Here is a 25,708-nt window from a genome sequence, read left to right on the forward strand (position 1 = left end):
CCTTGTTTGACACGACGTAACTACTCTCCGGTTTGGAGAGCGTCCGCTCGACTACGGACAGTTGTCCGGCGTCACGAACGGATACGGCCCCTGGCTGAAGGCATTTACAACCTGGAGGACGTCGGTTCCGTTTGCAACCTTGTCCGGTATCTGCGGATTCACGTCGACCCATGTCATATGCGGCGCCGACGGGTCATTGGCGAACCGCTCCAGGACCGCCACGATATCGAATCCGTTCACCGTGCCGTTGGGCGGATTCCAGGTTTGTGTGCCCGAATCGAAGGACCCAACGGTGTCGCCCCACAGGCGGCCGTCCGATGGCTGCGGCGTCGTCGAGACACCGTATTCGTCCGAGAAATTCGTGCCATCGAACGTGGCGCGGATGCCATACTGGGCACCGGGCACGATGGCGCAATCGCCGATGTGAATGACGGCCTCGGCCCACAGCGGTGCGGGTGTGATCGGCGTGCTCCGCAGGCGGGCAATGCCGTTCCCGTCCGGGACGTCCACCCAGCCGACCATACCCGGCGAGCCCGGTCCGGCCAGCATTTCCACCTGGAAATTGACCGGGTCAGCGCCGTTGTTGGGGCTGAAGGAGATGTAGCGGCTCTTGGTCATCGCCCACGTGCCGATCGGGGCGACCGGCGGCTGTGCTCCGCAATTTCCGCCCGCCGAAAGGTCCATCTCATTGTAATCGGGAGACAGGCCCAGGCCTTCCGACAGACCCGCGATGCCATCCACCGCAGCGATCTGCGTGTAGGCGAGATGGATCTCTCCGTCGAAGAGCATTTCGATCTGGAAGGTATTGCTGTTCAACGCATTGTATTCCGTCACGCCCAGCCACGTGACCACGACGCGATCGGCGAGCTGCTTCCAGCTCACCGCTCCGGCCTGGTTTGGAGAGAGGTCGTCGTACAGTGCCGAGATGCGCGGCCGGTTGAAGTGTTCCGCCAGCGTCTCGGTGTAATCGCTGTCGCCACTGTTGAAGGTGATGTAGCCGTTACTGCCCACGTAGAACGTGGTGTACGAAACACCATACAGCGATACGCTTGCCCCGCCGGTCAGGGTGACGGTTGCGAAGGCGTCGTCCCCGAGAGAGAGACCTGTTCCACCGGTCGGGTCGGTCGGCAGCGCAGAGATGGGCTCCACGCAATACGAATAGAAGTCGATTGTGCCGTTCGGCGAGAACGTAATCAACTTGTTGTCCAGGTCATTGTCGCTGGCTCCGTACTCTTCCGTGAAGAAATCGGGCACTTCCGGCGTGGTGAAGGTGTAGCAGGCACCTCCGTTGTTATCCGAGCCGGTGTTTTCGGCCTCGTCGGTCGCTTCAACGGCGTAGTAGTATGTCTGATTGTCCTGGAGGCCGCTCACCGTCACCTGCGGAGCGTTGGAATACGTCGTGTCTTCGGCGCTGCCATTCAGCACGCCGCAGGACAGGCCGTAACGAACGCGCCCCGAAGACAACTCGTCCGTGTCAAAGCTGATGGTCACGTCCCTCGGACCCAGATCGACGAGCTGGACGTTGGAAATTGCCGGGGGCGTGCAGTCGACGGGCGCCGTCTCGACGACCGCGATATTGGTGCCGCCCTGGCCGTCGTCGGCGTCGATATACGTGGCCGAGATGGTGTCACCGGCGGAGACCAGAAGAACGCCGGGGGCGTTTACCGCGCCGAGCGGCATGACGCCTTCGAACCGCCCGGAATCCAGGAACTTCTCCGTCAGGATCATCGTCTCGCCGGAAGGTTCCGAGTCGGAGGAGATGACCATCGTTGCAGTGTCCAGGGCTGTGGGACTCAGATTCAGACCACAATCGACCAGCTCGACCGTGACCATGCCCGAACAGCCGTACTTGCCCGCATCGAGCTTGACTTCCCCGGCGTCGGAGCAAAGCGTTGCCAGTGAGACGGTATCCACCGCCATCAACCCCGTGTTGCCCGTATCGAGCCAGTCGCTGAGCCTCGAGGACGACGAACCTCCGCCGGTCCACGAGACCGAGAACTTTCCGTACCAGTCGGAATCGTTGTTGCCGCAAGCGGCATACCCGCCGTGAAGCTGGCCGATGACGCGATGGTCCTGATTGAACACCGGCGATCCCGATGAGCCGGGTTCCGTCGTGCCCAAATCCCAGTCGATAATCCGCACGTGTGACCCGTTACCAGGAACGGTGGTGCCCAGGTAACTGGTCGTCTGCGTGGACTGATATTCGAAGCTGATACGCTTCTCGTCGGTATTCGGGTGGTGGATACCAATGGCCGTTGTGGCCTCCGCCCCGCTGCGGTCCCATCCGGCAAAGGAAATGTTCCAGGCCGGGTTGGGGTCCTCATCAAGCTCGACCAGTGTGAAATCCGACGTCGAATAGGACGAGCGGAAGAACGAGCCAGACTGAAACTGATTCAGCAGACCGTCGCCCGGGCCGCCACTCGCGGGGCTTCCCGGCGTTCGGCACGTCGAGTTCTCGTAGTTCCAATAGACCACGAGCGAGGCCGCGTTCCCGCTGCTGATTCCGCAGTGGTTGGCCGTCATGAAATAGGGTTTCAGGTCCTGCGCCGTGTTGTTGACCATGAAGCCGGTGCAGAACGTCGATCCACCCGTGGAGATGACGCCGATCGCCGGAATGTCCAGCCGCCAGTCGTCTCCCTCCGGGCAAATCACGTCCACGTTGCACGATCCCGACAGGGCCTCGGGAAGCTCCGGCACATCCCAGAACCCGCGATAGCCGTAATTGATGGATGTCAGCTCCAGTCCCAGTTCGCCGACCTTGTCGGCCGGGATTGTGACCTCGACCACCATCTCGCCGCCGGGGAGTGCCGGCGTCCAGAGCTCGCCGTGTGCCGCGTTATCGCGAGCGGTGAACGGCCGCACCGTCTGTTGATAGTCGGGCGTGTAGATCATCAACCGCCCGCCTTCCGGCATGGCGTACCGCGTGAACCCCAGGTTGACCGACGTTGCCTCCGGTGCAATCACGCGCAAACGCCAGAGCATCGTGCCGTCGGGCAGCTTCTCCCACGTGCCGGAGTTGTCCGGCGTGAAGAACACTTCGTTGGGAATTGCGTAGCGCGGGGGCAAACCGGCCTCGTTACGCTGATCATCCTCCAATGCCACGGCATCGCGGTCCACCGCTTCCACTTCTGCGGACGTGACCGCATTCAGGGGCAGCACGTCGAACTGCCGCGCCGTGGGCACCGTATCGAGAAGCGCCGGTCCCTTGTCCGCGCCCCACGCCGAGGTTCCCGTGGCCAGCAGGCCCGCAACCCCGAGGGTGCAAATACTTCGCCAAAAATCCAGTCGCTGTTTCATAAATCATCCCTTCCCATCAGCCCTTCACCACTTCGGACGACGTCCAGTGTCGTCCAATGGGGATCAGTGAACCATCAAAAAAAGACCCCACGAGCCGCAACACAGACTCGTGGGGTCAAAAGCATTAATCGTCACTCCGCGATCGCTTTGGCAAACTCCTTTGCCAGAGTGCAGACCAAGGGTGGCGGGCACGTGCCCGCCACCCCGGGATTCACAAACCCTTAGCTCAACGCGGCCTCACGACGACCGAAGTAGAGCTTGCCGCCGACCAGCAGCAGGAGTGCCAGAACCGCAAGACCCCACTCGGACGCGGCCGGAATCTGGCCGACGCAACCCGGAGCGAAGACCGCATCGTCAACGCCGATGCACTGATCGTTGCAGTTCAGGACGCCGTCGCCGTCGTCGTCGCCCAGTGCGCCTTCCGCACCGTCCGGCTTGTCCGGGCACTGGTCGCAACCGGTGCCGTTGCCCGGCACGCCGTCGCCGTCGGCATCGTCGTAATCGTCGAAGCCGGGGCAGAGATCGCAGGCGTTGCCGTTGCCGTCACCGTCGCTGTCGACTTGCGTCGGGTTGGCGGTGTTCGGGCAGTTGTCGCAGACATTGCCCACGCCGTCACCGTCGCCATCCGCCTGGTTCGTATTGGGGATGTTCGGGCAGTTGTCGCAGCCGTCGGCAACCGTATCGCCGTCCGCATCCGCGAAGTCGTCGAAGCCCGGGCAGGCATCGCAGCCGTCCGGAACCGTATCGCCGTCCGCATCCGCGAAGTCGTCGAAGCCCGGACAGATGTCGCACGGATCGCCGTTGCCGTCACCGTCCGCATCCTCCTGGCCCGCATTGGCATCATTCGGGCAGTTGTCGCAGAAGTTCGGCACTTCGTCGCCGTCGTCATCGTCCCACGGACCCTGGACCACCGGCGAGCTCGGACCCACCGTGATGGTGTAATCCTCGGTCTCGCCCCAGGTGAAGGTGCCGCAGGAAGTGGTCGAAGATTCCGAACCACTCTCGCGAACCACGACGCGCATCCGCGTATCACCCAGCGTGGCGCCCGCCGGCACGGTGAAGCTGCCGGAGAACGTCTGCGGGCAGGACGAGGAGGTCGCACCGGACGTGTAGACCTGCTCACCCGCATCGGTGAAGTCGAGGTCCTGGTTCCAGTCGATGAACACCTTGGCCCACTTGCCGTAGCAGCCGCCGCAGGTATCCACGGTCACATCGACGCTGTACATCGAACCCTGGTTCAGCGTCGTCACCGACGCACCCGTGAAGTCGGAGTACGTTGCGCACGTGCCCGTCGTATCATTGACGTAGCCGTTCAGGGCGACCTTGCCGCACAGCGAGTCGGCGCTGCTCGTGGCACCCGACGCACAGTACGCGGGGCTGCAATTCGGTGGCGTGGAGCACGAAGCGCCCTCGGTAACGAGTAGTTCGACCGGGCCCGTTCCCGTGCTGCTCAGCCAACCGCCGACAGTGATGTAGTACGTCGTTCCGGCCTGCGAGCACCAGGTGAACTGGGAATCGTTCCCGCAGGTTCCGCCGCCCTGATCATTACCGCCGACGCACGTAAGTTGAGCGCAGTTGTTGCAGAACACGCTCATCGTGGTATCCGGGTGGGTCGTCCCCGGATTGCAGAACGACGCGGTCATCTGATTGCCCGTGCCGACCACGGAGAACCAGATGTTCTTGAACGGACCGGAGCTCAGGCCGCAGGCCGTCGTGATGTCGTCTGTGGCACTCGTGTTCAGATATGTGGCAGGCGTTCCCGGCGTCACCGGGATAGCCAGATCGCACGTATCCGCACCCGGCTGCGGGCAATCGTTGGGCGTGCAGGAAGTGCCATCGCCGCTGTAGCTGCCGCCGGCGGTCAGGCAGTCACCCGCGTTGACTTCCGTGCAGCTTCCGTCGGCGATGCAGCAGGCGCCCGTGACAGTGAGCGGGGCACAGGTCACATCGATGGTCGTGAGACCGCCGCCTTCCGCCGTGCCCCAGTCACCGGCCTGGATCCAGTACTGCGTACCAGCCGTGGCACTAACGATAAGCGTGTACGGCTCGGGCTCGTCATCGCAGGTCAGCAACGACAGATTGTTGCAGTCCGGACCACTGTAGATCGCGCCGACGCCGTCGTAGGTCGTCGGGTCGATCGTTGCGCTCAGGAGGCAATCCACCGTCGGCGTGTAAGTCCACCACGTATCATTCTGCATGACCGTGGCGCTCGTGGAGTTGCAACCCGTCTGGGCTGCTGCCGGAGTGCCCGCCGCGGCCAGATCATTGTCAACGAGCGAGCTGAAGGGCACCGACGGGATCACCGTGGCCACATCACAAGTTTCCGCAACCGGAGCCGGGCACATAAACGCCGGGCAGGCTTCACCCTGGAACCACTGACCACCCGCACCGTCGCAGGCCGCCTCACCGCTCGTGCTGTCGCACGTACCCATGACGCAGCAGGCACCGGTGCACGGAATCGCCGTGGAGCAGGCGCTGCCACCGTCGGTGACGTGCAGCTCGAAGTTGCCTCGCGCCGTGCTGAACCCACCGACGTGGATGTAATAGGTATGGCCAGGCAGCGAGCACCACGAGAAGCTCGACTGGAGCGTGCCGCCCGAGTCGTCGTTGCCGCCGATGCAGCCCGCCGGACCGCAATCGCAGAAGACCTGTATCTTCGTGTCGAAGTCGGTACCCGCGAAGATCGTGCTGGCCGTCAGCGTGTTGCCGTTGCCCACCACGGTGTACCACAGGCCCGCACCCGGCGAGCTCGTGCCGCAGGTCGGGGCAGCGTCATCGCCGGCGTACTCGTTGTTGCCGAAGACCGGCGTGCCGAGCGTGACCGCCTCGGCCACGTCGCAACTGTCGTTGGCCGGGCAGGGGTTCGGCGAGCAGGTCGAGTCGTCGCCCAGATAAACGCCGCCGGTCAGATCGCACGTGCGGGACGATACGTCGCCGACGCAGGTGCCGTCACCCGGGCAGCAGCCGCCCGTTGGACACGGAGCGCAATCCAGCGACACCGTGTAATCGGAACCGCAGTCGATGCCGGTGAACACGCTCGGGAGAACGAGCAGCCAGTAGGTGCCCGGTCCGAGGCATTGCGTCAGGTCGACCTTCTCGCACTCGTCGCCCGTGGCACTGGCGATGACGGTCGCGCCGGCGCAACCGGCGGTCGTGTCAACGATGAATGCCGAAACCGGGAACTCGGCCTCGACCGACCAGGTGATCTGCTGTTCCGTGGTAATGGTCAGCTCGTACCAGTCGGTGTCACGATAGTCGTCCACGCCGAACGTGAACGTGCCGGCCTCGCCGCAGATCGTGTCGCCGCAGGCGACCATCTGGAATACCTCGGGAACCGAGTTGCAGCCGCCGTTGTACGTGTCGTCATAATCTTCGCCGCACAGCGGCTCGCCTTCCGCAAGGGCACCCTGCGGGCAGGGGACGACACACGGGCAGATGCCCGCCGTCGCGCACGAGGTGAACTCGCCCTGGAAGATGAAGTCACCGCTGGCCGTGTCGCACTGCGAAGGCGGAACATCGGTGCAGCCGCCGACCACAATGTCGCAGCAGGCGCCGGTGATCTGACCGCACGGCGGGTCGATGTCTTCGCAACGCGTCTCGGCGAAGAAGAGGGAACCCGGATCACAGGTGCCCTGTACGCAGTCCTCGCAAACGCCGGTCAGGTTGTCGCAGCACGCACCGTACGGCGGCGGGCCGGAGCTACCCGACAGGCAGAACGCCAAGTTGTAGTCAGCGCCGAATACGGACACACCCGGATCCCAGTTCGGGGTGCTCGGGCCGTAGTCCAGATAAATCGGCGAACCGGGCTGCGGCTGGGGCAGTCCGTTGACCGTGTAGGTGGCAATGACGAGCCAGGCCTGACCGCCGACCGGAACGTCCTGCACGGCGCGGAAGCCGAACCACCAGGTGCCGGCCGTCAGATTGATGTTCAAACCGGTGATGGAATAGAACTGGATCGGGTCGCCGAACAGCGGACCGTCAAGCGTATCAATCCGCGTGGCAGGAACGCCCGCCCCGGAATCAAACACGGAACCCGGGGCGCCGGCGGCATCGTTGAGAACGATGTAGTCGGCCGTGCCGGTCCAGTTCATCGTGACGGGGTCGTTACCCCACCAGTGGATCCCGGTGATGTTCGTATCCGCCGCGAGCGTGGCATCATCAACGACGAAACGGGCGAGACTGCCATCCGTGCGGCGCTCCGCCGAAAGGGAGTTGATATCGGGATCGTTCGTGTCGTACGTGCCGTTCGAATAGGCAACGCTCGGCAGATTGGAGCAGTCATCTCCAATGGCCAGAGCGGCACCCGGCGCGCCGGCGACGGCGGCCTTGTTCGCCGGAACCTCGACCGGCGGAACGGTCTTGGCAGGCTCCAGCGTGTTGCGACCCGGCTTCAGGTCGGCAAGCTGGTCGACGTATTCGGCGCGAGCGCCTTCGTTCGTCCAGCGCACCAGAACCGAGACGTCGCGGGAAGGAAGATCGAGCTTCACTTCCGCACGGGCATCGCCCGGGATGCTGAGTTGAACGGTCGCCCCGTCGGCGGTCGTTCCCTTCACATTCCAGACGCCAGGGCTGGCTTCGGCGATGCGGCTGTTGTCCGCACCACCCGTAACCCAGTCCACGTGGACGTCGGGCATGAGATTGCCGGCCGCATCAACGACCGCAATCTCCACATTTCGCGGCTGGCTTGCCTGCACCGTGCAGACCATCAGCCCTACCGCACAGACGCACAGCGCGCCTATCCGAGAAAACTTGTACGTACCCATGATCCCTCCCTTTCCAAGTTGCACAGCGCCGTTTCACTCGGCTCACCCGGAGAAAAACGACATCCCTACCTGTATTGATGTGACGGCCTCGTGACGCGGGAGCCCTGCGGGATATGCCCAATGAGGTGCTTCTACCGCCTCCGACAAGGTCGCAAGCTCCGATACTAAGTAGTTACGTCAAACGTTGCAAGAAAAAACATTGGGAAGTTTGCCCCCTTTAGCATTGCCGCTGGAGTGCGGGGGATTGGGCAGGACTAGGTCGAGAACGGGCGGGAAGGCCGGGTGATCAAGCGTAAAGATTTTTTTAATATGGTCTTATAACTACAGGCTGGAGACAGGAGGTCGCCTGTGCTTCAATGAAAACATATTTTTTACGTTTTTATTGGAATCTGAGAATCAGAAATCACTCAGGGACGCTTCGCCGGAAAACGCGTGTTGCTCGAACGTCGCTCCAGTTCGTGCACTGCCGGTCTGGCGCGGAGCGGAACCGTTCGGTCGGGCCCTTGTTGCATCCGTCATCGAAGCGCTCCCGGTTGATCGGCCCTCGGCCTTCGACGATTGCCTGCTACCGGATTCGCCGTTCACCATGCCGGCCAGGTGATCCACCATGGACATCAAGCTGGCCGCCTGAGCGCTGAGCTCTTCAGAGGCCGCGGCCGATTCCTCGGCTCCCGCGGCATTCTGCTGGGTCACGCCGTTCATCTGCGAAACCGCTGTGTTGATCTGCTCCACGCCCGACGCCTGCTCCCGGGAACCGCGGTTGATTGCATCCAGCAGATCCGCGATGCGCGCTACGTCCGAGCTGATCGTCGTGAGGGACTCTCCGACGGCGGAAGCCACGGCCGTTCCCTGCTTGGCATTCTGAACGGACGCGTCGATCAAGGTTGTCGTCTCGCGGGCCGCCTGTGCAGCCCGGAGAGCGAGATTCCGCACTTCGCCCGCCACGACGGCGAAACCCTTGCCGTGGTCGCCGGCGCGAGCCGCCTCGACCGCAGCGTTCAGCGCCAGCAAGTTGGTCTGGAATGCGATTTCCTCGATCACCTTGATGATCTTGCTGATCTGCGAGGACGAGCTGTCAATCCCGTCCATGGCCGTGGTCAACTGGGCCATGACCTGGTCGCTGTTTCGGGCGGCCTCACGGGCCTGATCGGCAATCCGGTTCGCTTGTTCCGACTTATCAGCGTTGTCGCGCGTCTTCGAGGAGAGTTCCTGAAGCGCGGCCGACGTCTCTTCCAGGGACGACGCTTGTTCCGTGGCGCCCTCCGCGACCTGTTGTGCGGCGGAAGAAACCTGCTGCGAAGCATCGTCGACCTGCTCGGCTCCCTCGCGCATGCTGCACACCACGGCATTCATGGGTCTGATCACCTTGCGCGTCAGGATGACGAAGAACAGCCCCGATCCGGCAATGATCAACACGGCGACCATCAAGCCGGCCTTTCGCATCGATGCGGCGATCTGTGCGTCGGCTTCATCCAATGACTGGACAATCTCGAAAGCGCCGTGGATCTCACCGACCTTCCAGTTTTCCATCCGGGTGCCCGTGGGGTCGAGCCCCTGGTCGTTTCCCCAGTATTCCGCCGACATCTTGGGATCGCCGTGGCAAAGCATGCAGTCCTGCGTGAGCTTCACGGGGCGGAAGTAACGAATCGCGTTCCGCTCCTTGTCGATCTCGTAGTATTCGGCCAACGATTGCTCATGCATCATGTTCAACACGCGAGCCTCGAACGCGTCCGGCTCGTTTTGCGGATTTCGGGCCTGAAACTTCGGTACACGGAATTCGAACCCACCCTCCTTGGCTTTGGCCATGGCGGCTTGCCAGGCGGTGACCACCGGAACGGCGCTGAGAACCTTGCCCAGCTGTTTTTCATCCGCCCACTTCTTGAGTTCCGCAGCCGTGAAGATGCCCTGATCCCACTTCTTTCCCATTTCCTCACGGGTCGACTCGGCCGTCAGGATCACACTGCGGGCCTTCTCGACGTACTGTTGCGTGACCTTGTCCTTCGCCTCAAAGTAGTAGAAAACGAAGAGCACGACGGCAACCGCCACGAGCTGAAGGGCGGCGATGGACAAGACGCGGGTACGAAGGTCCAGACGCATGCGATGAACTCCTGAGGGCGCGCCGATTCCGGTATCCCATTTAGGAACCGGTGGGCGCGTTGTTCGTTTCTGTCATTGGATAGAATCGGATTTAAACGAATCCTGATTCATCATGCCGAGCGGCCTCAGGAACGCTCAACGCTGTGCGGCGTGCCGTCCCGAAATAGCGCGCGAACCGCGTCGGAACAAGGCGCATTCGACTACATGCGGGCGAGGCACGGTAATGCCGTCGGTCTCTTCCTTGCGGAAGACGGTTCTACATCTGCATTATTGCCCGCGAGAATCAATTGGCGAGGTCCATTTATTCAGGACAGCTTGGCGGAGAGGGATCTGGCATGAAGTCTCACCGAAAAGAACTTGTCTTTAATACGCCCGGCCGCCGGGCGTTTATCAACATCACGTCGCAGGTTCAGGCCGCAGTGGATGAAAGCGGTGTCCAGGAAGGTCTTTGCCTGGTCAACCCGATGCACATTACGGCCAGCGTGTTCATCAACGATGACGAGCACGGTTTGCATCAGGACTACGAAGCGTGGCTGGAGCGACTCGCCCCGCACGCGCCCATCGAGCAGTATCAGCACAATCGCACCGGCGAGGACAATGCGGACGCCCATCTCAAACGTCAGGTCATGGGACGGGAAGTCGTCGTGGCGATCACGGGCGGCGCGCTGGATTTCGGGCGCTGGGAACAGATCTTCTACGGCGAGTTCGACGGCAGGCGGCCCAAGCGCGTGCTGATCAAGATCATCGGAGCGTAGCCGGGGGACGGTTCCAGGCACGGCAGAGTTTGCCGTCAGGACCGGAACGAAGAAAATGGCCAACTCGTCATTCCTGCGGAGTGTCGCCCCAGCGCGAATTCGCAGGCTTTGTCTCGCAAATGTTCCACGGGGAGTAGCCCATGCGGGCGGATCGCGTCGGCGTTGATCTCGACGATCTTCGGTTGCCGCTCAAGACGGCGATGGCCGCGGCATCGGAGCTGGATCTGCGCTCCGTGGAGTTTGCCACCGTCCGCGGTGAGCTTGCCCCGCGAAATCTGTCGAGTTCCGGGCGCCGGCATCTGGCCAAGCTGGCCCGCGACGTGGGATTGTCCATCGAAGCGCTGACCGCCGACCTGCCGGGGCTGCGATTTCACGATCCGGAGACCGTCGACGAGCGCATCACGCGCACCTGCGAGGTCATCGAGCTGGCCGCCGAAATGCGCGTGCCCGTGGTGACGGCGGTGGTAGGATCGCTTGGAAAAGGGGAAAGCCCGGGCGCGGAGGCGATGGTGCTCCAGGCGCTCCAGCAGGTGGGCGGCGTGGCCGATGCCCGCGGCGTGACCTTCGCGATTCGTCCGGCCCGCGACGGCGCGGACGAGGTCGCGACGCTCCTCAAGCGGCTGGGTTGTCCGTCCGTGCGCGTGGGACTCGACCCCGCTGCGCTGGTTATGCATGGCATGAACCCCTTGAAGATCATCGAGTGGGCGGCGCGGGACATTGCCCTGCTTCATGCGCGCGATGCGACGGCGGGGCGGGTGGACCGTCCCGGCCACGAATCGCCGCTGGGAGAAGGTGAGGTCGACTTGGCCGGCGTGATGGCCTGCCTGGCGGCGGCGGACTACGGTGGACCCATGATCATTCGGAGAACGCAGTCGGCCAACCCGAGAAACGACATCGCCCGGGCAAGCGCGATTGTTCGGGGACTCCTCCCGTCCGGTGCTTGATTGACCTCCATTCAACTTCCGCAGCGACTCGAGCGCTTTGCCCTGTGAAATGGCAGGTCAGGAGAGGGGACCATACCGTTTCTGGCGCTGCCGCTGGCGGATGATCGCTTGCAGTGTTCAGAGTTCCCGCAGGTGCCAGCCGCCGTCGACGTGCAGCACGAGACCCGTACTGAAGGGAAACGACCCGCGAGCCACCGCCCCCACGGCCGCGGCGACTTCCTCCGGCTTGCCCCAGCGATTGATGGGGGCCATGCCGTCGGCGAGCTTGCTGTTGTAATAGGCACGGGTTGTATCTGACGACGTCATGTCTGTTTCGATGATCCCCGGGGCAACTTCGTAGACATTGATGCCAAACTCCGCCAGGCGGATGGCGAACAGCGTCGTCACCATGCTCAGGCCGGCCTTGCTGATGCAGTACTCTCCATAGTTTCGGGCGGCGGTGTAGGAGCGGAGTGATGAGATGTTCACGATTGTACCGCCCTGGATCGATCCGTCCTTGATGAGGTTGATCATCTCGTTGGCCACGCGCTGGGTCATGAAATACGGGGCGCGGAGGTTCACGTTGAGGATGCGGTCGTAGCTCTTCTCGTCCGTCTCCAGAATGTCCATGCGCACTTTGGGAGCGATACCCGCGTTGTTGACCAGCAGGTCGATGCGTCCGAAGCGCTCCATGGCGAACGCGACGATAAGGTCGCGGTGTGACTTGGCGGCAATGTCGCCCTGGCAGATGTCCACGGGCACGCCGGTGGCTTCGACCTGTTCGCGGGTACGCTCGGCCGCGCCGAGGTCGTTGTGGAAATTGATCACCACGGCATAGCCGGCGCGAGCGAGTTCGATGCATATCGCTCGCCCGATGCCTCGTGATCCGCCCGTAACCAGCGCGACTTTTTCTTTAATCATGGCCCGCAATCTCCGCGGTGGATGGTCTCGAGGAGGGCACTATAGCGAACGCCCGGTGCCGGGTCACTATCGGCGGCGGGGAAGAATGGTCGGCGATTGGCTGCGGGAATCCGAATCCCCTCGGATGAAGCCGTGTTCAAGCCATGGACTCGTGGCGTGTGCTGTGCGCACGGGAACTGACCGGACTTGAAACCGGCCGCGTGCTGCTCGGCAGGAGCGTGGAGAGTAGGGGCCTAGCGGGGAAGATCGTCGCGTTCGGCCTTGCGGGCCATCTTTCGCGATTGACGACGCTTCCGCTCGGAGGGCTTTTCGTAATAGCTGTGGCGCTTCATGTCGCGCGTGAGGCCTTCGCGCTGACAGAGGCGCTTGAAACGCTTGAGCATCTGCTGGATCGACTCGTTGCCTCGGGGTCTGATCTTTACCAAGGGTCCTCCTCAATCTGAAATCGAATGCCGCTCGTTACCTCAAACCCGATCCCGTTCCCACGGGGGCGGGGCATTGTAAGGCGGATTGCAGCCGGCCGCCAGTGGTCAAGACGATCGCGTCAAGGACAACGAGCCTTGCTCTGCAAGGTCCGATAAATTATCCGAAATGCCCTTCCTGCCTATCTTACGGAATCTGCGCGTCACAGGATAAATCGGCTCAGGTCGGCGTCCTGGCTCACGTCCGCGAGGCGTTCGTTCACCTTGGCCGCGTCTATGACCACCGTTTCCCCGGCTCGGTCGGGGGCCTCGAAGCTGAGGTCTTCCATCAGCTTTTCCATGATGGTCATCAGCCGGCGGGCGCCGATGTTCTCCGTCGACTGGTTTACCCGCTGGGCGATGTCGGCCAGGGCGACGATGGCGTCGTCCGTGAATTTGACCGTGACGCCTTCCGTGCCGAGCAGGGCGATTTGCTGCCTGGTAAGGGCGTTTTCCGGCTCGCGGAGGATGCGGATGAAGTCGTCGCGGCTGAGCGCGTCGAGCTCGACGCGGATGGGTAACCGGCCCTGGAGCTCGGGCATGAGCTCACTGGGCTTGGTGGCATGGAACGCCCCCGCGGCAATAAAAAGAATATGGTCCGTCCGGACCGGCCCGTATCGCGTGGTGACCGTGCAGCCCTCGATAATGGGCAGCAGGTCGCGCTGCACGCCCTGCCGGGAGACATCCGGCCCATGCTGCGAGCTCGGTCCGGCAAGTTTGTCGATCTCGTCAAGAAACACGAGCCCCGAGGTCTCCGTCCGCCGCAGGGCAATCTCCTGCACCTTCTCCCGATCGATGAGGCGGTCACATTGCTGCTGGAAGAGGATGCCCCGCGCCTCGCGAATGGGAATCGAGCGCAGCTTGGATTGCGTCGGCATCAGCTTCTCCATGAAGCTCTGAAAGTCGGGGTCGAGCTGATCCATCCCCACCGTGGCCATGATGCCCGTCGGCGCCGCCCGCGTCTCCACTCGAATCTCGACCATGCGCTCCTCGAGGTCGCCCGCGCGGAGTTGGGCGCGAAGCTTTTCTCGATTCCGGCGGCGTCGCTCGGCGATGTCCCCGTCGCCTTCGGAGACGGACCGATCCGCCTCCGTGGCGGGAATCAATGCGTCGAGAAGTTGTTCTTCGGTCAGGCGATCGGCTTCGGCGCGGACCACTTCCGTCTGCTCCGTCCGGACCATGTGAATGGCCAGTTCCACGAGGTCGCGGATGAGGCTCTCCACGTCGCGCCCGTGGTAGCCGACTTCGGTGAACTTCGTCGCTTCCACCTTGATGAACGGCGCGTTGACCAGTCCCGCCAGTCGCCGGGCAATCTCCGTCTTCCCCACGCCGGTCGGGCCGATCAGGATCATGTTCGCGGGCATCACCTCGTTGGACAGCTCTTCGGGAAGCTGTTGCCTCCGCCAGCGGTTACGAATGGCAACGGCCGCGGCGCGTTTGGCCTTGTCCTGCCCGATGATGTAACGGTCGAGCGCGGCGACGATTTCCTTGGGTGTCAGTTCGCTCATGTTCTCTTTCGTGATTCGTCCTCGCGGACGCTCATGACATCTTGCCGGTGATGAATTCGCGGGCGCGATCGAGGGCCTTGCTCAGACCGGCCGGATCGGTTCCGCCCCCCTGGGCCATGTCGGGACGACCGCCGCCCTTGCCGCCCACCAGCGGGGCGATTTCCTTGATGACATCGCCGGCTTTGATCCCGCGTTCCACCACGGCCTTGCTCATCCCCGCCAGCAGGGTCACCTTGCCCTCGTCGGCGAATCCCAGCACGACGGCCGAGGCGGAGGTCTTCTGGCGGACCCAATCCACCGCGCCGCGAAGAGCATCGGCCTGGGCCGCTGGTACCTCACCGATCACGACCTTCACACCGCCCGTTTCGGTCGCGCCGCCGAGCAACTCCTCGACGCGATCCATCACGGCCGATCCGGCGTCCGCGGCTGCCGACTTCGCCTGCTGCTTGACGACCTTCTGCACGTCGGTGATGCGTTGCTGGATTGTATGTCGAACAAGAAGCGGTACGGGAAGTTCGCCGATCTTCTGCTGGAGGGCGGCGACCCGTGTGGGCAGATCGGGCGCGCCCTGTCGCGCGACGTTGTCCAGCTCATCACAAATGGCGAGCAGCTCCTCGCCATATGCCACGGCTCTCTTCGCCGTCTCGCCGCTGACCGCGACGATGCGTCGCACGCCCTTGGCCACCGCTTCCTCCTCGGTGATGACAATGCGCTCGGCCTCGCGCGAGTTTTTCAGGTGCGTCCCGCCGCAGAACTCGACGGAGTATTGCATCCACTTGGGGTCCGTGGGGCTCTTCATGAGCCAGTCGGACGCGCCGGCCTGCTTCGCGTTTTCCTCGGAAATGGGGGCCCCGATGGACACCACGCGAACCACGTCGGGGTATTTCTCTCCGAACACGGCGCGGAGTGTATTAATCTTCAAGGCCGCTTTCTGTTCGACCTCGTCGGTGTACACCTTTTGATCTTCCGCCACCTGCTTGTTGCAAAGCTGCTCGATCTTCTCGATCTCCTCGGGCGTCAGGGCCTTGGGATGGGAGAAGTCGAATCGGGTCTTCTCGGGATCGACCAGCGATCCCTTCTGCTGCACGTGACTGCCCAGCACCTCGCGCAAGGCCCAGTTGAGGATGTGCGTGGACGTGTGGTTCTTTGTCGTGAACTCCCGAGTTTCCCCATCTACATACAAGTGAACTTCTGTCGCATCCTCGTCGTGAATGGTACCTGTTTTCACGCATCCAATATGAAAATGAACGTCGCCGACGCGAATCGTACTTCGTATACTCACTCTACCTTCCGGAAGGACAATCTCGCCGCGGTCACCAACCTGCCCGCCAGATTCTGCATAAAAAGGCGACTCGGTCACCGCGATGGCCACCTGATCTCCTTCGTTGGCGACTTCTGGGAAGTAGCCGTTGCCCCGAGCCACGAATATCTTTACAAACGAACTAGAAGCGACCTCTAACGACGAATAGCCAAGAAAGCGTGTGTAAGGAACAGTTCCTGATTTGACAATCTCCATTAGAGAGCATTGGTCCGGTCCGCCCTCGGACGCCGCTCCTCTTGCCCTCTCCCTCGCCCCTTCCATCAACCTCTCGTATTCCCCGATGTCGATCGTCAGCCCCCGCTCTTCGGCCATGAGCTCGGTCAGGTCGATGGGGAATCCGTAGGTGTCGTGAAGCTTGAAGGCGTCGTCGCCACGGATCTTGCCGTGGTGGTGACGCTCGGCGTGGTCGGCCGCTTCGGCGAACAGGCGCATGCCCCGATCGAGCGTCCGCAGAAACGACGCTTCTTCGTCACGTATCATCTCCGCGATGTACTTCGCATTATCGCGTGGCGTCGCCGGCACCGGGCCGACGCGCAGCTCCGGGAAGAAGTCGCCCATGTGCGCAACGAGCGGCTCGACGAGATCGCACACGAACGGCTCGTGCATGTTCATGTACTGCCGGCCGTAGCGCACCGCCCGGCGGAGGATGCGCCGCAGGACGTACCCGCGACCCTCGTTCGAGGGGATGGCCCCGTCGGTCAGGGCGAAGGTAAGGCAGCGCACGTGATCCGCGATCACGCGATAACTCACGTCGACCATGATCTGGTCGATTTCAGATTTGGGACTTTGGAGGTCGGATCGGCCGATTTCTTCCCCTTCGTGGCTCCGTGGCTCCGTCGCTTCATGGCTTGGCAGTGTTCCCGCATACGGCGGCGCCCCCGTCCGCTTGCGGATCGCCTCGAAGATCGGCGTGAACACGTCCGTGTCGTAGTTGCTCACCTTGCCGAGCTTGTTTCGCTCCATGCCCTGGAGCACGGCGCAGAGTCGCTCGAAGCCCATGCCCGTGTCCACGTGGCGTGCGGGCAGGGGACTGAGCTTGCCGTCGGCCCCGCGGTTGAACTGGATGAACACCAGGTTCCAGATTTCCATTACGCGGGCGTCGCCCTTGTTGACCAAACCGGCCCCCGACTTGTCTGGAGTCAGGTCAATGTGAATCTCGCTGCACGGCCCGCACGGTCCGGTATCGCCCATCTCCCAGAAGTTGTCCTTCTTGTTGCCCGGGTGGATGTGCGACGGATCGATGTCCGTCACCGTACGCCATAGCGCGGCCGCCTCGCTGTCCGGTTCGAGGCCGTCGTGGGCGTCGCCTTCAAAGTAGGTCGCGTGCAAGCGTGACTTGTCGATGCCCCAGACTGCCGTGAGCAGCTCCCACGCCCACTCGATGGCCTCCTTCTTGAAGTAGTCACCGAAAGACCAGTTCCCCAACATTTCGAAGAAGGTGTGGTGATAGGTATCCTGTCCGACGTCGTCGAGGTCGTTGTGCTTGCCGCCGGCACGGATGCACTTCTGGGTGTCGGCCGCGCGCCGGTAAGGGCGCGAACCGGTGCCGAGGAACACGTCCTTGAACTGGTTCATCCCCGCGTTGGTGAACATGAGCGTGGGGTCGTCGAAGGGCACGACCGGAGACGAATCCACGATCGCGTGGTCCTTGGAACGGAAGAAATCCAGGAACTGCTGTCGAATCTGTCGGGACTGCATATTGATGGACCGTCTGTCGAGCGGAATCAAGTTCGGTGGCACCGGCAGGGACATCCGATCCCCGCTGCGGGCGATGGCACGCCGTTTTGAGCCCACCTGGGCCGAGCCTTCTCGATGCTCCAATTCCGGGGTGGAAGGTATACCCGATCGACGCGTTTGCCGCGAATCGCGCGGTCAGGACGGTCCTGAAATCTTGACACGCGTTGCCCTCGTCTTTAGCGTCCTAAACTCCCGGGCAGCCCCATCGAGCCCGGAGCGGCACCCACGGCGCGGTGGGTGGATTACGGCGTTCTTCGCAAGGGACTGAGCCATGCGCAGGGTCTACTGGGTCGGTGTTCTGCTGGTGGGTGCTTATCTACTTGGCGGCTGCGGCGCGAATCGCCATATCCGCTACACCATGGTGGACAATCCCACGACCCGGGCGGGGCGGGGGGAGCCGAGCACCGATGACGAGCGTCGCCCGGCCGCGTGGATTCTCGTCGATGGGAAAGAAGGGGAATTCCGCACCGACGAGCAGACCGGTATTCCGCAGATCCAGTGGTTCATCGAGAAACCGGTATCGAGCACGCCGACGTTCCGACTTGTGGTGATTCCCGAACTCCTGGGCGAGAACGTCAACGCCAACTTTGCCCTGCAGGGAGACAACCTGCCTTCTGGAGAATCCGTGTTCTACGGGTTGGCCGGTGTCGCCGGGACGTTTCAGCCGGGGACGGTGTACTCGCTGGCCGATCCGGGTCCGGCGTTCATTGTGACGAAGCAGCCTCAGAAGACGGAGGTCGAGTCCATTGGAGCGCTGCCTCCCGGTGATTATGTCTTGGCCGCTTCGGTGGAAGGCGACGCCGTGGACAAGAAGGTGCTGGCCGCGACGCGGTTCACGGTCGCGGAATGAGTCGTTCTTATTCCTCCTCTTCTTCTTCCTCGTCGACCGTTTCGAATTCGTCCAAGGGTTCGAGCAGCGTTCCGAAAGCGATCAGATAGCCTTCGAGCATCCTCACCGCTCGGTCCCGGACTTCCGACGAATCGAGATCGGCAATCTCGTCCAGCGCGGCCGTGGTAAAAACGCAGAAGGCGCCATCCGGCGAGCGGCCGATTTCGATCGGCGGGTCGGGCCAATCGAGTCCCGCATCCGCAAAACTCTCCCCCAGCATCGCCGACGCACCACCCTCCATCTCTGATATGGCCTGCTTGATCTCCGCTTCGCGGTCGGCGTCGGTCGTGAGCAGACCGACCTGAACGGTCAGGGCCGTGGGTAACACCGCGACCTCGAACCAGCAATCGGACTCGGCATCGAATCGCGAGGAGAGCACGGAGCCGTCAGGGCTCTCCCAGCGCATGGCCGCTCCGTACCGCTCATCGGCGGCGACGGCGTCTTCGATGTATTCGCGAAACTCGTCGATGGACATGCGGTCGTCGCCGGATAGGGCCATATCAAATCGTCCTTACAGTTTCGTTGTCCGAGACTCGTCCTCGCTCCCCCGGCCCGCGCCGAGGGTCCACACGTTCGAGGATGGTCCGTCGCAGCCAGGTGAACGGCCAGGTCAGCGCCCGATGCAGGCGAACGTACCACGGGCGGCGGTAGCTGTCAGCGAGTTCCTCGGCCGATAGCTGGTCCGGCCGGGTACGTCGCTGAAGTTTCCGAAGGTGGTATAAGTCGCCGTGCTGGAAGAATCGCCGCAGGCTCGTGATCGGCCAGAGCTCGCCGCCCCAGCGACGCGGCCAATGCCAGGCGATCTGAAAGTCGATGAGATAAGGCCGGCCGTCGTCCCCGACGAGCACGTTCTCGCACTTCTCCAGGTCGACGTAGGCCATGCCGCGGCGGTGAACTTCGCCCACGATTTCGCGCAGCCGGGCGTGGAAATCATCGGCGACATGCTCTCCCTTGCGGAGGGCGTGCCCGGCGATGTACTCGCGGACCAGGCCGGTGCGTTCGTAATGATCGACAAGCCGCGGTACGCCGTCGACTCTGTGCAGCTTACCCAACGCGCCGGCTTCCCGGTTAGCCAGCCACCGGCCCACCCACCGGAGCGGGAACCCGAAGAATCGTGCCCGACGGTTGATTTTCAGCACAACTTTGCCCGTATCTCCTTCGTACATGGCAGTAGCGGCGAAGAAATCGTGCTTGAAGACCTGTCGGAGACGGTAAGTTTTGCCGTCCGCGGAAATCGTCGGCGGCATCGGCTCTCGTCCCAGAGCGAGCAGCACAGCGGGCACATTGCGTCGGCCTTGTTGATCTGCCATGTTCCGCCCCTGAACCCGCCGCGTGATGGATGCCTCGGCCCCTCTTGTGGTGAGAGGACTTGGCGCGATTGTATTTCCGACCCGCGGCGTTTCCAATGCCCGATCGGCAATCAGTGCGATTTCGAAAGTGACCCGAGTCGATGCCACGTGCCCACGCTCAGACAACCGCCGCTGGCTTGCGATTCCTTTCGCTGGTCGTGCTCGTGCTCGTCGTATCCCTTCGCCCGATGATCGCCGAGTCGTACGACACGGCGCGGAGCCCATTCGGGTCAGCAATCTCACAGATTGCCGACCCGACGCCCGTGCGGACGCTCGTTCTCGACGTGAGCATTCTTCTTGCCGCCTGCGCCTCCCTCGTTGCCCACCGAATGGAACGCAGCAGACGTCCTCGCTGGCCCGGCCTCGAGTGGGGCCTCGCGCTCTGCGCGTTCGCGGCGCTGATCTCGTGCGTATTCGCCGGCCAGAAGCGCCTCGCCATCAATGGGGCGATCGACTGGCTCTGCCTGCCGATTCTCGCCCTGACCCTGGCGGACCTCCTGCGCCGCGACGGCCAGCGTCGCCTGCTCCTCGCCGCGATCCTCGGTGCAGCCGCGACGCAGGTCGCCACCGGCGTCGAGCAATACCGCGGTTTCGAGGACACCTGGGCCCAATACCAGCAGCACAAGGCCGAGTTCTGGGCGGCTCAGGGAATCCAGCCCGGCGACGGGCGTATCGAGCTCTTCGAACGCCGGGCAAACTCCCGCGAGATTCAGGCGAGCTTCCCCCACAGCAACGTCGCCGCGTCGTACTTCCTGCTCTGCGTCTTTGCCGCGGCCGGTGCAGCACTGGACCGCTGGCGCGTGGCCGTCGCATCTCGCGCCGCGCCGCAGTTGCTGCTCGCCTTGGGCTCCACGGCGCTTGCCGCGGCACTGGTTGGCACACTCGCCTTTACGGGAAGCCTCGGCGCCATGCTCGCAGGTGTCGCGGGGCTGGCACTATGGATCGTCGTTATCGCGCTCCGATCATGGATCGCGCGTCACCGGCGACTCGCCCTGCGCATCGGCTGGGGCGTCGCGCTCGCGGCCGCGGTCGCGTTCATCTCCTGGGGGCTGATCCGCCAATCCTTCCCCAGCATGTCACTGACTTTTCGCTGGCAATACTGGACCGCCGCCGCCAGGATGATCGCCGACCATCCGTTGACCGGCGTGGGGCGGGAGAACTTCGGCCGGCACTACCTCCAGTACAAGTCCATCGCCAGTCCGGAAGAAGTGAGCAATCCACACAATTTCCTGGTGCAGTTCGCCGCGGACTGGGGCCTTCTGGGCCTGGCCGGCGCGATCGTCCTTCTCGTCGCCGGCGTCAACGCCGTGACCCGACCACGAGCCAATCCGCCCCCGTCACCGGAAGCAAATGACGCCGACCCCAGGGATGTCCGAACCTCCGCAGGGGGGATCAGCAAGGATACTCCGCTCACCGCGCTCGATTCTCCCCGCCGAGCCGTCATCTGGATGTGCCTCCTGATTGCCTCGATCACGCTGCTCCGCCTTCCGTTGCTTGGCTCCGAAAATTTCGCGTTTCTCTACTACAACTCCGTACTGGCGGCCCTGTCCTTCGCCATCGGATTCATCATGGTCGCGATGCCGAGAACGGCAGCCCCTGCGATCGCGCCGCCCTCAACCCGCATCGCGAACGACGGCGTCGCCCCGCGCGTCATTCAATTCGATCTCGCCATCGCCGTCGGGCTGTTCGCCTTTCTCGTGAGCGACCTGATCAACTTCTCCTTGTTCGTGCCCGGTTCCGCAACGACGTTCTTCGCCTTCCTCGGATTGGCGCTGTCCACACGTCGCACGAACGCCTCTTCTGAGCAGCAGGCTTTAGCCTGCGCGAACACTAGGCCGCCAAAACCTGGCACAGTGAGCTCCGCGATGGCCTACCTTCGTCGAACCTCGCCGCTGCCCTACGTAACCGGCGCCCTCGCGTTTGCCGCGATCTTTCTCGGTCTCATCCCCGTCGCATGCTCAGCGCACGCCTTGGCCGAGGCGCGACGACTGACGGCCGAACCCTATTCCGGCGAGCCCCTCTATCATCCCGCCTATCCCGCGTTCCAACGTGCCGCCGACCTCGATCCCTTCGACTCCACGGCGTTGCGGGAATGTTCGCTCTGGCTCTTCTCCCTCGCGGAATCGATCCCGCCGGAGAATGACGCCGCCCGCCAATATGCCCTTCAGGCGCTACGAATGGCCCGCGTCACGCGCGATCCGTACGATCTGTCCTCCCGTCGTCGCCTGGCCCGCATCGACATGGCCCTGGGCAATCGCACCGGCGACGAGAAGGACTACCGCGCCGCCGTCGCCGCTGCGGAAGCCGCCCTGCGCCTCTACCCCGAAAGTCCCGAATCCCTGATCCTCCTGGCCGACATCGAGCGCGGGGCCGCGGATGGCATGAACGCGGCGGATCTTCGTGCCCGCGCCGTCGAGCACTACCGCGCCGCCCTGGACATGGACCGCTCCCGCCCGCCGTGGGCGGAGTTCAACCGCCTCCCGCAGCGCGAGGTCGAACGAGTCGAGAAGGCCATTGCGGAAATGACAATGCCGGCCCGAGGCGAGTAGCATTGAGCAGCCTACCCGGCCCGGTGTCGGAGCGATTCTCGGCAGGCGTGTGCTGGACCGCCGAATCGGCCGCAGCGAGCGTTCAGGCATCCGTCTTGCCGCATGGCTACGCGTCACGGGAGGCGCGATGATCGTTGGGATCGGTATACTGTTTCTCGTCGCAACCACGTAGATGTAAAGGAAGGACTGCATGATTCGCACACTGACATCGCTCGCAGCACTCGCCACAGCCGCCTTGGGTGCAGTGGCGTCGGCACAGCACACTGAACCGCACCTGACGCTCTTCACCAACGTCCATGTCTTCGACGGCTTGAACGAGGCCCGGATTGAGAACGCGAACGTCCTGATCGAGGGCAACCTTATCAAGACCGTTTCGACCAAGCCAATCACCGCGGACGGTGCGACAGTCATCGATGGCGGCGGACGGACGCTGATGCCCGGCTTGATCGACGCCCACTGGCACACGATGTTCTGCTTCTGGCCAATCAGCAAAATCATGAACGCTAACTTCGGATACCTCAGCATCGCGGCCGCCGAATCGTCGCGCGAGACGTTGTTGCGCGGCTTCACCACCGTGCGCGATGTTGGCGGCAATGTGTTTGGGGTCAAGAACGCTATTGAGGCGGGCCTAGCCAAAGGCCCGCGGATCTACCCCTCTGGGCCGTACATCGGCCAGACCTCCGGGCACGGCGACTTCCGCGGCTTCAACGATGTGCCGGAGAATCCGGGGACTCCGCTCGACTATACGCAGAGAATCGGACACACCTTGATCGCCGACGGGGTGCCGGAGGTGATCAAGCGCACCCGCGAGGCCTTGCGCATGGGTGCCAGCCAGATCAAGGCCCATGCCGGGGGCGGCGTGAGCTCCCTGTACGACCCGCTCGATGTCACGGAGTACACCTTCGAAGAGGCGAAGGCGATATGTGACGTCGCCAAGACCTGGAATACCTATGTGGCCATCCATGCCAACACGGATGCGGCTATCCAGATGTGGATCGAAGCCGGCGCACTTTCCGTCGAACACGGCTTCTTCATCGAGGAGGACACGGCCAAACTGATGGCGGAAAAGGGTGTGTGGTGGAGCATGCAGCCGATGGACGCCCATGGCGAGGACGCCTTCAAGTTCGAGAGCCCCATCAGCACGGCCAAGTATGAGCGGTGTGTTTCCGGCTTGGACGAGGCCATCGGGCTCGCCAAGAGGTACAAGGTCAAAACTGCCTTCGGCACCGATCTGCTGTTTGATGGAGCCCTCACCGCGAAGCAGGGCAAGTTCCTGGCGAAGCTGCAGAAGTGGTACACGCCCCACGAGGCGCTGAAGATGGCGACGCACGACAACGCGCAGCTCCTCAAACTGTGCGGTCCGCGCGATCCATACCCCGGCGAACTGGGTGTCATCAAGGAAGGCGCGCTGGCAGACCTCATTCTGGTCGACGGCAACCCGTTGGAAGACCTCGACCTTGTGGCCGATGCCGGCACGAATTTCGTCATCATCATGAAGGACGGCAAAATCTACAAGTACACGCTGCCCTAGCCAAGTAGGGTGCATCTTGACGCACCACTCGCCTACTCCTTCACCACCCAGCGCCCCTCCGCGTCAATCACGAATTGATAAACCGCCGCGTCACGCTTGCGGAGCTCGCTGTTGCGGCCGTCCAGCCGAAGCACGACCAGCTTGCCCCAATCGACCGGCACCCGGCTCATGTCCACCGCGAATCCCGTGACGTTCTCCGTGTCGATGACCAGCCGGTTGCGCTCCTCATCAAAATCGCCCGTCGCCCAGCCGCCTTCAGCCCCGTCGGCAATGTCCGTGACCGTAAGCCAACCGGGATCGGTCTGCGCCTCGAGCACGGCCAGCGCCGCGGCCAGCTCCCGCTCGTGAGTTTGGTCATCGACTTGCTCTGACTTGACCGGTGACGCATCGCCCGCCGCATTCTCGTTCGACGAAGCAGTCGCGCTGGGCACCGGTGCGGGCGCAACCCGCGACGAAGATCCCTGGCATCCGGCGAGTGCTAGAACAAACAGCGCAACGGCGGATCGGCAGGAAGTTACTCCGATCCGCGACACATAGCTGCTCGGGTTCGTCTTCAAGGTGCGATCTTCCCTGGTCGGCGTGCTTGGATTTGCAGCCAGGTAGGGTGCATCTTGATGCACCTCTTGACTGCGCGCAACCGTCGGACTCCGCCCTGCGCCGTAGCCACATTGGGTGCATCTCGATGCACCTCTTGACTGCGCGGTAGTGTCGATCCGGCTCGTCCCGTCCGCCACGATTCACCCGGATTTGCTCACCGTCCCAACGGGCGCCCGCCCGCCGGTTGCCAACGCCCGCCTCCCGTTATACCGTCGCTCCGCTCAGGAGGTTACCCCATGCACGACGAACTCGATCCCGCGATTCGCTCCACCACGATTCTCACCGTCCGCCGCGGCGGCGAGGTGGCCATCGGTGGCGACGGACAGGTTACGCTGGACAAAACGCGGATCAAACGCGACGCCCGCAAGATCCGCTCCCTGGCCGAGGGCACCGTCCTCTGCGGCTTCGCGGGGGGCACGGCCGACGCCTTCGCCCTGCTGGAGCGCTTCGAGACCCACCTCAATCAGCACCGCACCAACGTCCGCCGCGCCGCCATCGAGCTCGCCAAGCAGTGGCGGACCGACAAGGCCCTGCGGCAGCTCCGCTCGCTGCTGGTCGTGGTCACAGCCGACGTGACCCTGATGATCGGCGGGTCGGGCGACGTGATCGAGCCCAGCGACGGCGTGCTGGGAATCGGCTCCGGCGGCATGTACGCCATGGCGGCCGCGCGCGCCCTCATGGATAACACCGAACTCGGCGCGGCGACCATCGTCGAAAAGGCCATGCACATCGCCGCCGACATCTGCGTCTTCACGAACCACGAGATCATCGTAGAGACACTGAAGTGAATTATAATGCCCCGACCCAAGCTCGCGCGGTAAGATGCTCGCCAGTGAACTGAGTTTTCAGATCCAAGTGGGAAACTGGGAGCTTGGGATGTCCAAGGGCAGTAGGCTAATTTGGACAATCGTAATTTTAGTTATCTTGATTCAGTTGGTGTTCGTGGCCGGCTCAATTCTCTATTGAAGCCGAACGCGCCTTCCGTGATACAACAAATCGGCCCGGGCGCC

Annotated in this window: 16 protein-coding genes; 6 read left to right on the forward strand and 10 right to left on the reverse strand. The window is 63.1% G+C overall.

Annotated elements, in window-relative coordinates; genetic code table 11:
- Positions 1–51: 51 nt before the first annotated feature.
- The 3 genes from J5J06_14135 to J5J06_14145 all read right to left on the reverse strand — a co-directional run bounded on the left by J5J06_14135 (position 52) and on the right by J5J06_14145 (position 10,157).
- Positions 52–3,297 (reverse strand): trypsin-like peptidase domain-containing protein, encoded by a 3,246-nt coding sequence (locus tag J5J06_14135; GenBank protein ID MCO6438229.1) that lies wholly within the window; start codon positions 3,295–3,297, stop codon positions 52–54.
- A gap of 221 nt (positions 3,298–3,518) precedes the next feature.
- Complete coding sequence (locus J5J06_14140; GenBank protein MCO6438230.1) at positions 3,519–4,940, reverse strand: thrombospondin type 3 repeat-containing protein; 1,422 nt, start codon at positions 4,938–4,940, stop codon at positions 3,519–3,521.
- Between the two features lie 3,516 nt (positions 4,941–8,456).
- Positions 8,457–10,157 carry a DUF3365 domain-containing protein gene (locus J5J06_14145; protein ID MCO6438231.1) on the reverse strand — a complete coding sequence of 567 codons (1,701 nt, stop codon included), beginning with the start codon at positions 10,155–10,157 and terminating at the stop codon, positions 8,457–8,459.
- A 335-nt stretch (positions 10,158–10,492) separates the two neighbouring features.
- Here J5J06_14145 and J5J06_14150 point away from each other — a divergent pair, with 335 nt between their 5' ends.
- The gene (locus tag J5J06_14150; protein MCO6438232.1) at positions 10,493–10,912 is read left to right on the forward strand and encodes a YjbQ family protein; all 420 of its coding nucleotides are present in this window, start codon (positions 10,493–10,495) and stop codon (positions 10,910–10,912) included.
- 140 nt (positions 10,913–11,052) lie between these two features.
- A complete protein-coding gene (locus tag J5J06_14155; protein MCO6438233.1) occupies positions 11,053–11,856 on the forward strand; it encodes a sugar phosphate isomerase/epimerase in 804 nt (267 codons plus the stop codon).
- A 117-nt stretch (positions 11,857–11,973) separates the two neighbouring features.
- Here J5J06_14155 and J5J06_14160 read toward each other — a convergent pair whose 3' ends face one another.
- From J5J06_14160 to alaS, 4 genes are all read right to left on the reverse strand, one after another.
- Positions 11,974–12,756: a 3-ketoacyl-ACP reductase gene (locus J5J06_14160; GenBank protein MCO6438234.1), complete on the reverse strand. Its 783-nt coding sequence runs from the start codon at positions 12,754–12,756 to the stop codon at positions 11,974–11,976.
- Positions 12,757–12,989: 233 nt separating this feature from the next.
- A complete protein-coding gene (gene rpsU / locus J5J06_14165) occupies positions 12,990–13,181 on the reverse strand; it encodes a 30S ribosomal protein S21 (protein MCO6438235.1) in 192 nt (63 codons plus the stop codon).
- A 200-nt stretch (positions 13,182–13,381) separates the two neighbouring features.
- Entirely contained in the window at positions 13,382–14,725 is a 1,344-nt protein-coding gene (gene hslU, locus J5J06_14170; GenBank protein MCO6438236.1) for an ATP-dependent protease ATPase subunit HslU, read from the reverse strand.
- A gap of 31 nt (positions 14,726–14,756) precedes the next feature.
- Positions 14,757–17,744 (reverse strand): alanine--tRNA ligase, encoded by a 2,988-nt coding sequence (gene alaS / locus J5J06_14175; GenBank protein ID MCO6438237.1) that lies wholly within the window; start codon positions 17,742–17,744, stop codon positions 14,757–14,759.
- Between the two features lie 310 nt (positions 17,745–18,054).
- Here alaS and J5J06_14180 point away from each other — a divergent pair, with 310 nt between their 5' ends.
- Positions 18,055–18,633: a hypothetical protein gene (locus J5J06_14180; protein MCO6438238.1), complete on the forward strand. Its 579-nt coding sequence runs from the start codon at positions 18,055–18,057 to the stop codon at positions 18,631–18,633.
- A gap of 7 nt (positions 18,634–18,640) precedes the next feature.
- Here the strand turns inward: J5J06_14180 and J5J06_14185 are convergent, their stop codons facing one another.
- Both J5J06_14185 and J5J06_14190 read right to left on the reverse strand, forming a co-directional pair.
- On the reverse strand, positions 18,641–19,171 hold the full coding sequence (locus tag J5J06_14185) for a hypothetical protein (GenBank protein MCO6438239.1): 531 nt from the start codon (positions 19,169–19,171) through the stop codon (positions 18,641–18,643).
- A gap of 1 nt (position 19,172) precedes the next feature.
- Positions 19,173–19,982 (reverse strand): hypothetical protein, encoded by an 810-nt coding sequence (locus J5J06_14190; GenBank protein MCO6438240.1) that lies wholly within the window; start codon positions 19,980–19,982, stop codon positions 19,173–19,175.
- Positions 19,983–20,122: 140 nt separating this feature from the next.
- Between J5J06_14190 and J5J06_14195 the strand changes: the two genes are divergently transcribed.
- Both J5J06_14195 and J5J06_14200 read left to right on the forward strand, forming a co-directional pair.
- A complete protein-coding gene (locus J5J06_14195; protein MCO6438241.1) occupies positions 20,123–22,570 on the forward strand; it encodes an O-antigen ligase family protein in 2,448 nt (815 codons plus the stop codon).
- Between the two features lie 190 nt (positions 22,571–22,760).
- Entirely contained in the window at positions 22,761–24,101 is a 1,341-nt protein-coding gene (locus tag J5J06_14200) for an amidohydrolase family protein (GenBank protein MCO6438242.1), read from the forward strand.
- A gap of 32 nt (positions 24,102–24,133) precedes the next feature.
- On the opposite strand, the gene J5J06_14205 is transcribed toward J5J06_14200, so the two are convergent.
- A complete protein-coding gene (locus tag J5J06_14205; protein MCO6438243.1) occupies positions 24,134–24,658 on the reverse strand; it encodes a hypothetical protein in 525 nt (174 codons plus the stop codon).
- Between the two features lie 276 nt (positions 24,659–24,934).
- Here J5J06_14205 and hslV point away from each other — a divergent pair, with 276 nt between their 5' ends.
- Positions 24,935–25,486, forward strand: coding sequence for an ATP-dependent protease subunit HslV (gene hslV / locus J5J06_14210; protein ID MCO6438244.1), 552 nt, complete (start codon positions 24,935–24,937; stop codon positions 25,484–25,486).
- The last annotated feature ends 222 nt before the right edge of the window (positions 25,487–25,708 follow it).

Source organism: Phycisphaerae bacterium (assembly GCA_024102815.1).
GTDB lineage: Bacteria > Planctomycetota > Phycisphaerae > UBA1845 > UBA1845 > JAGFJJ01.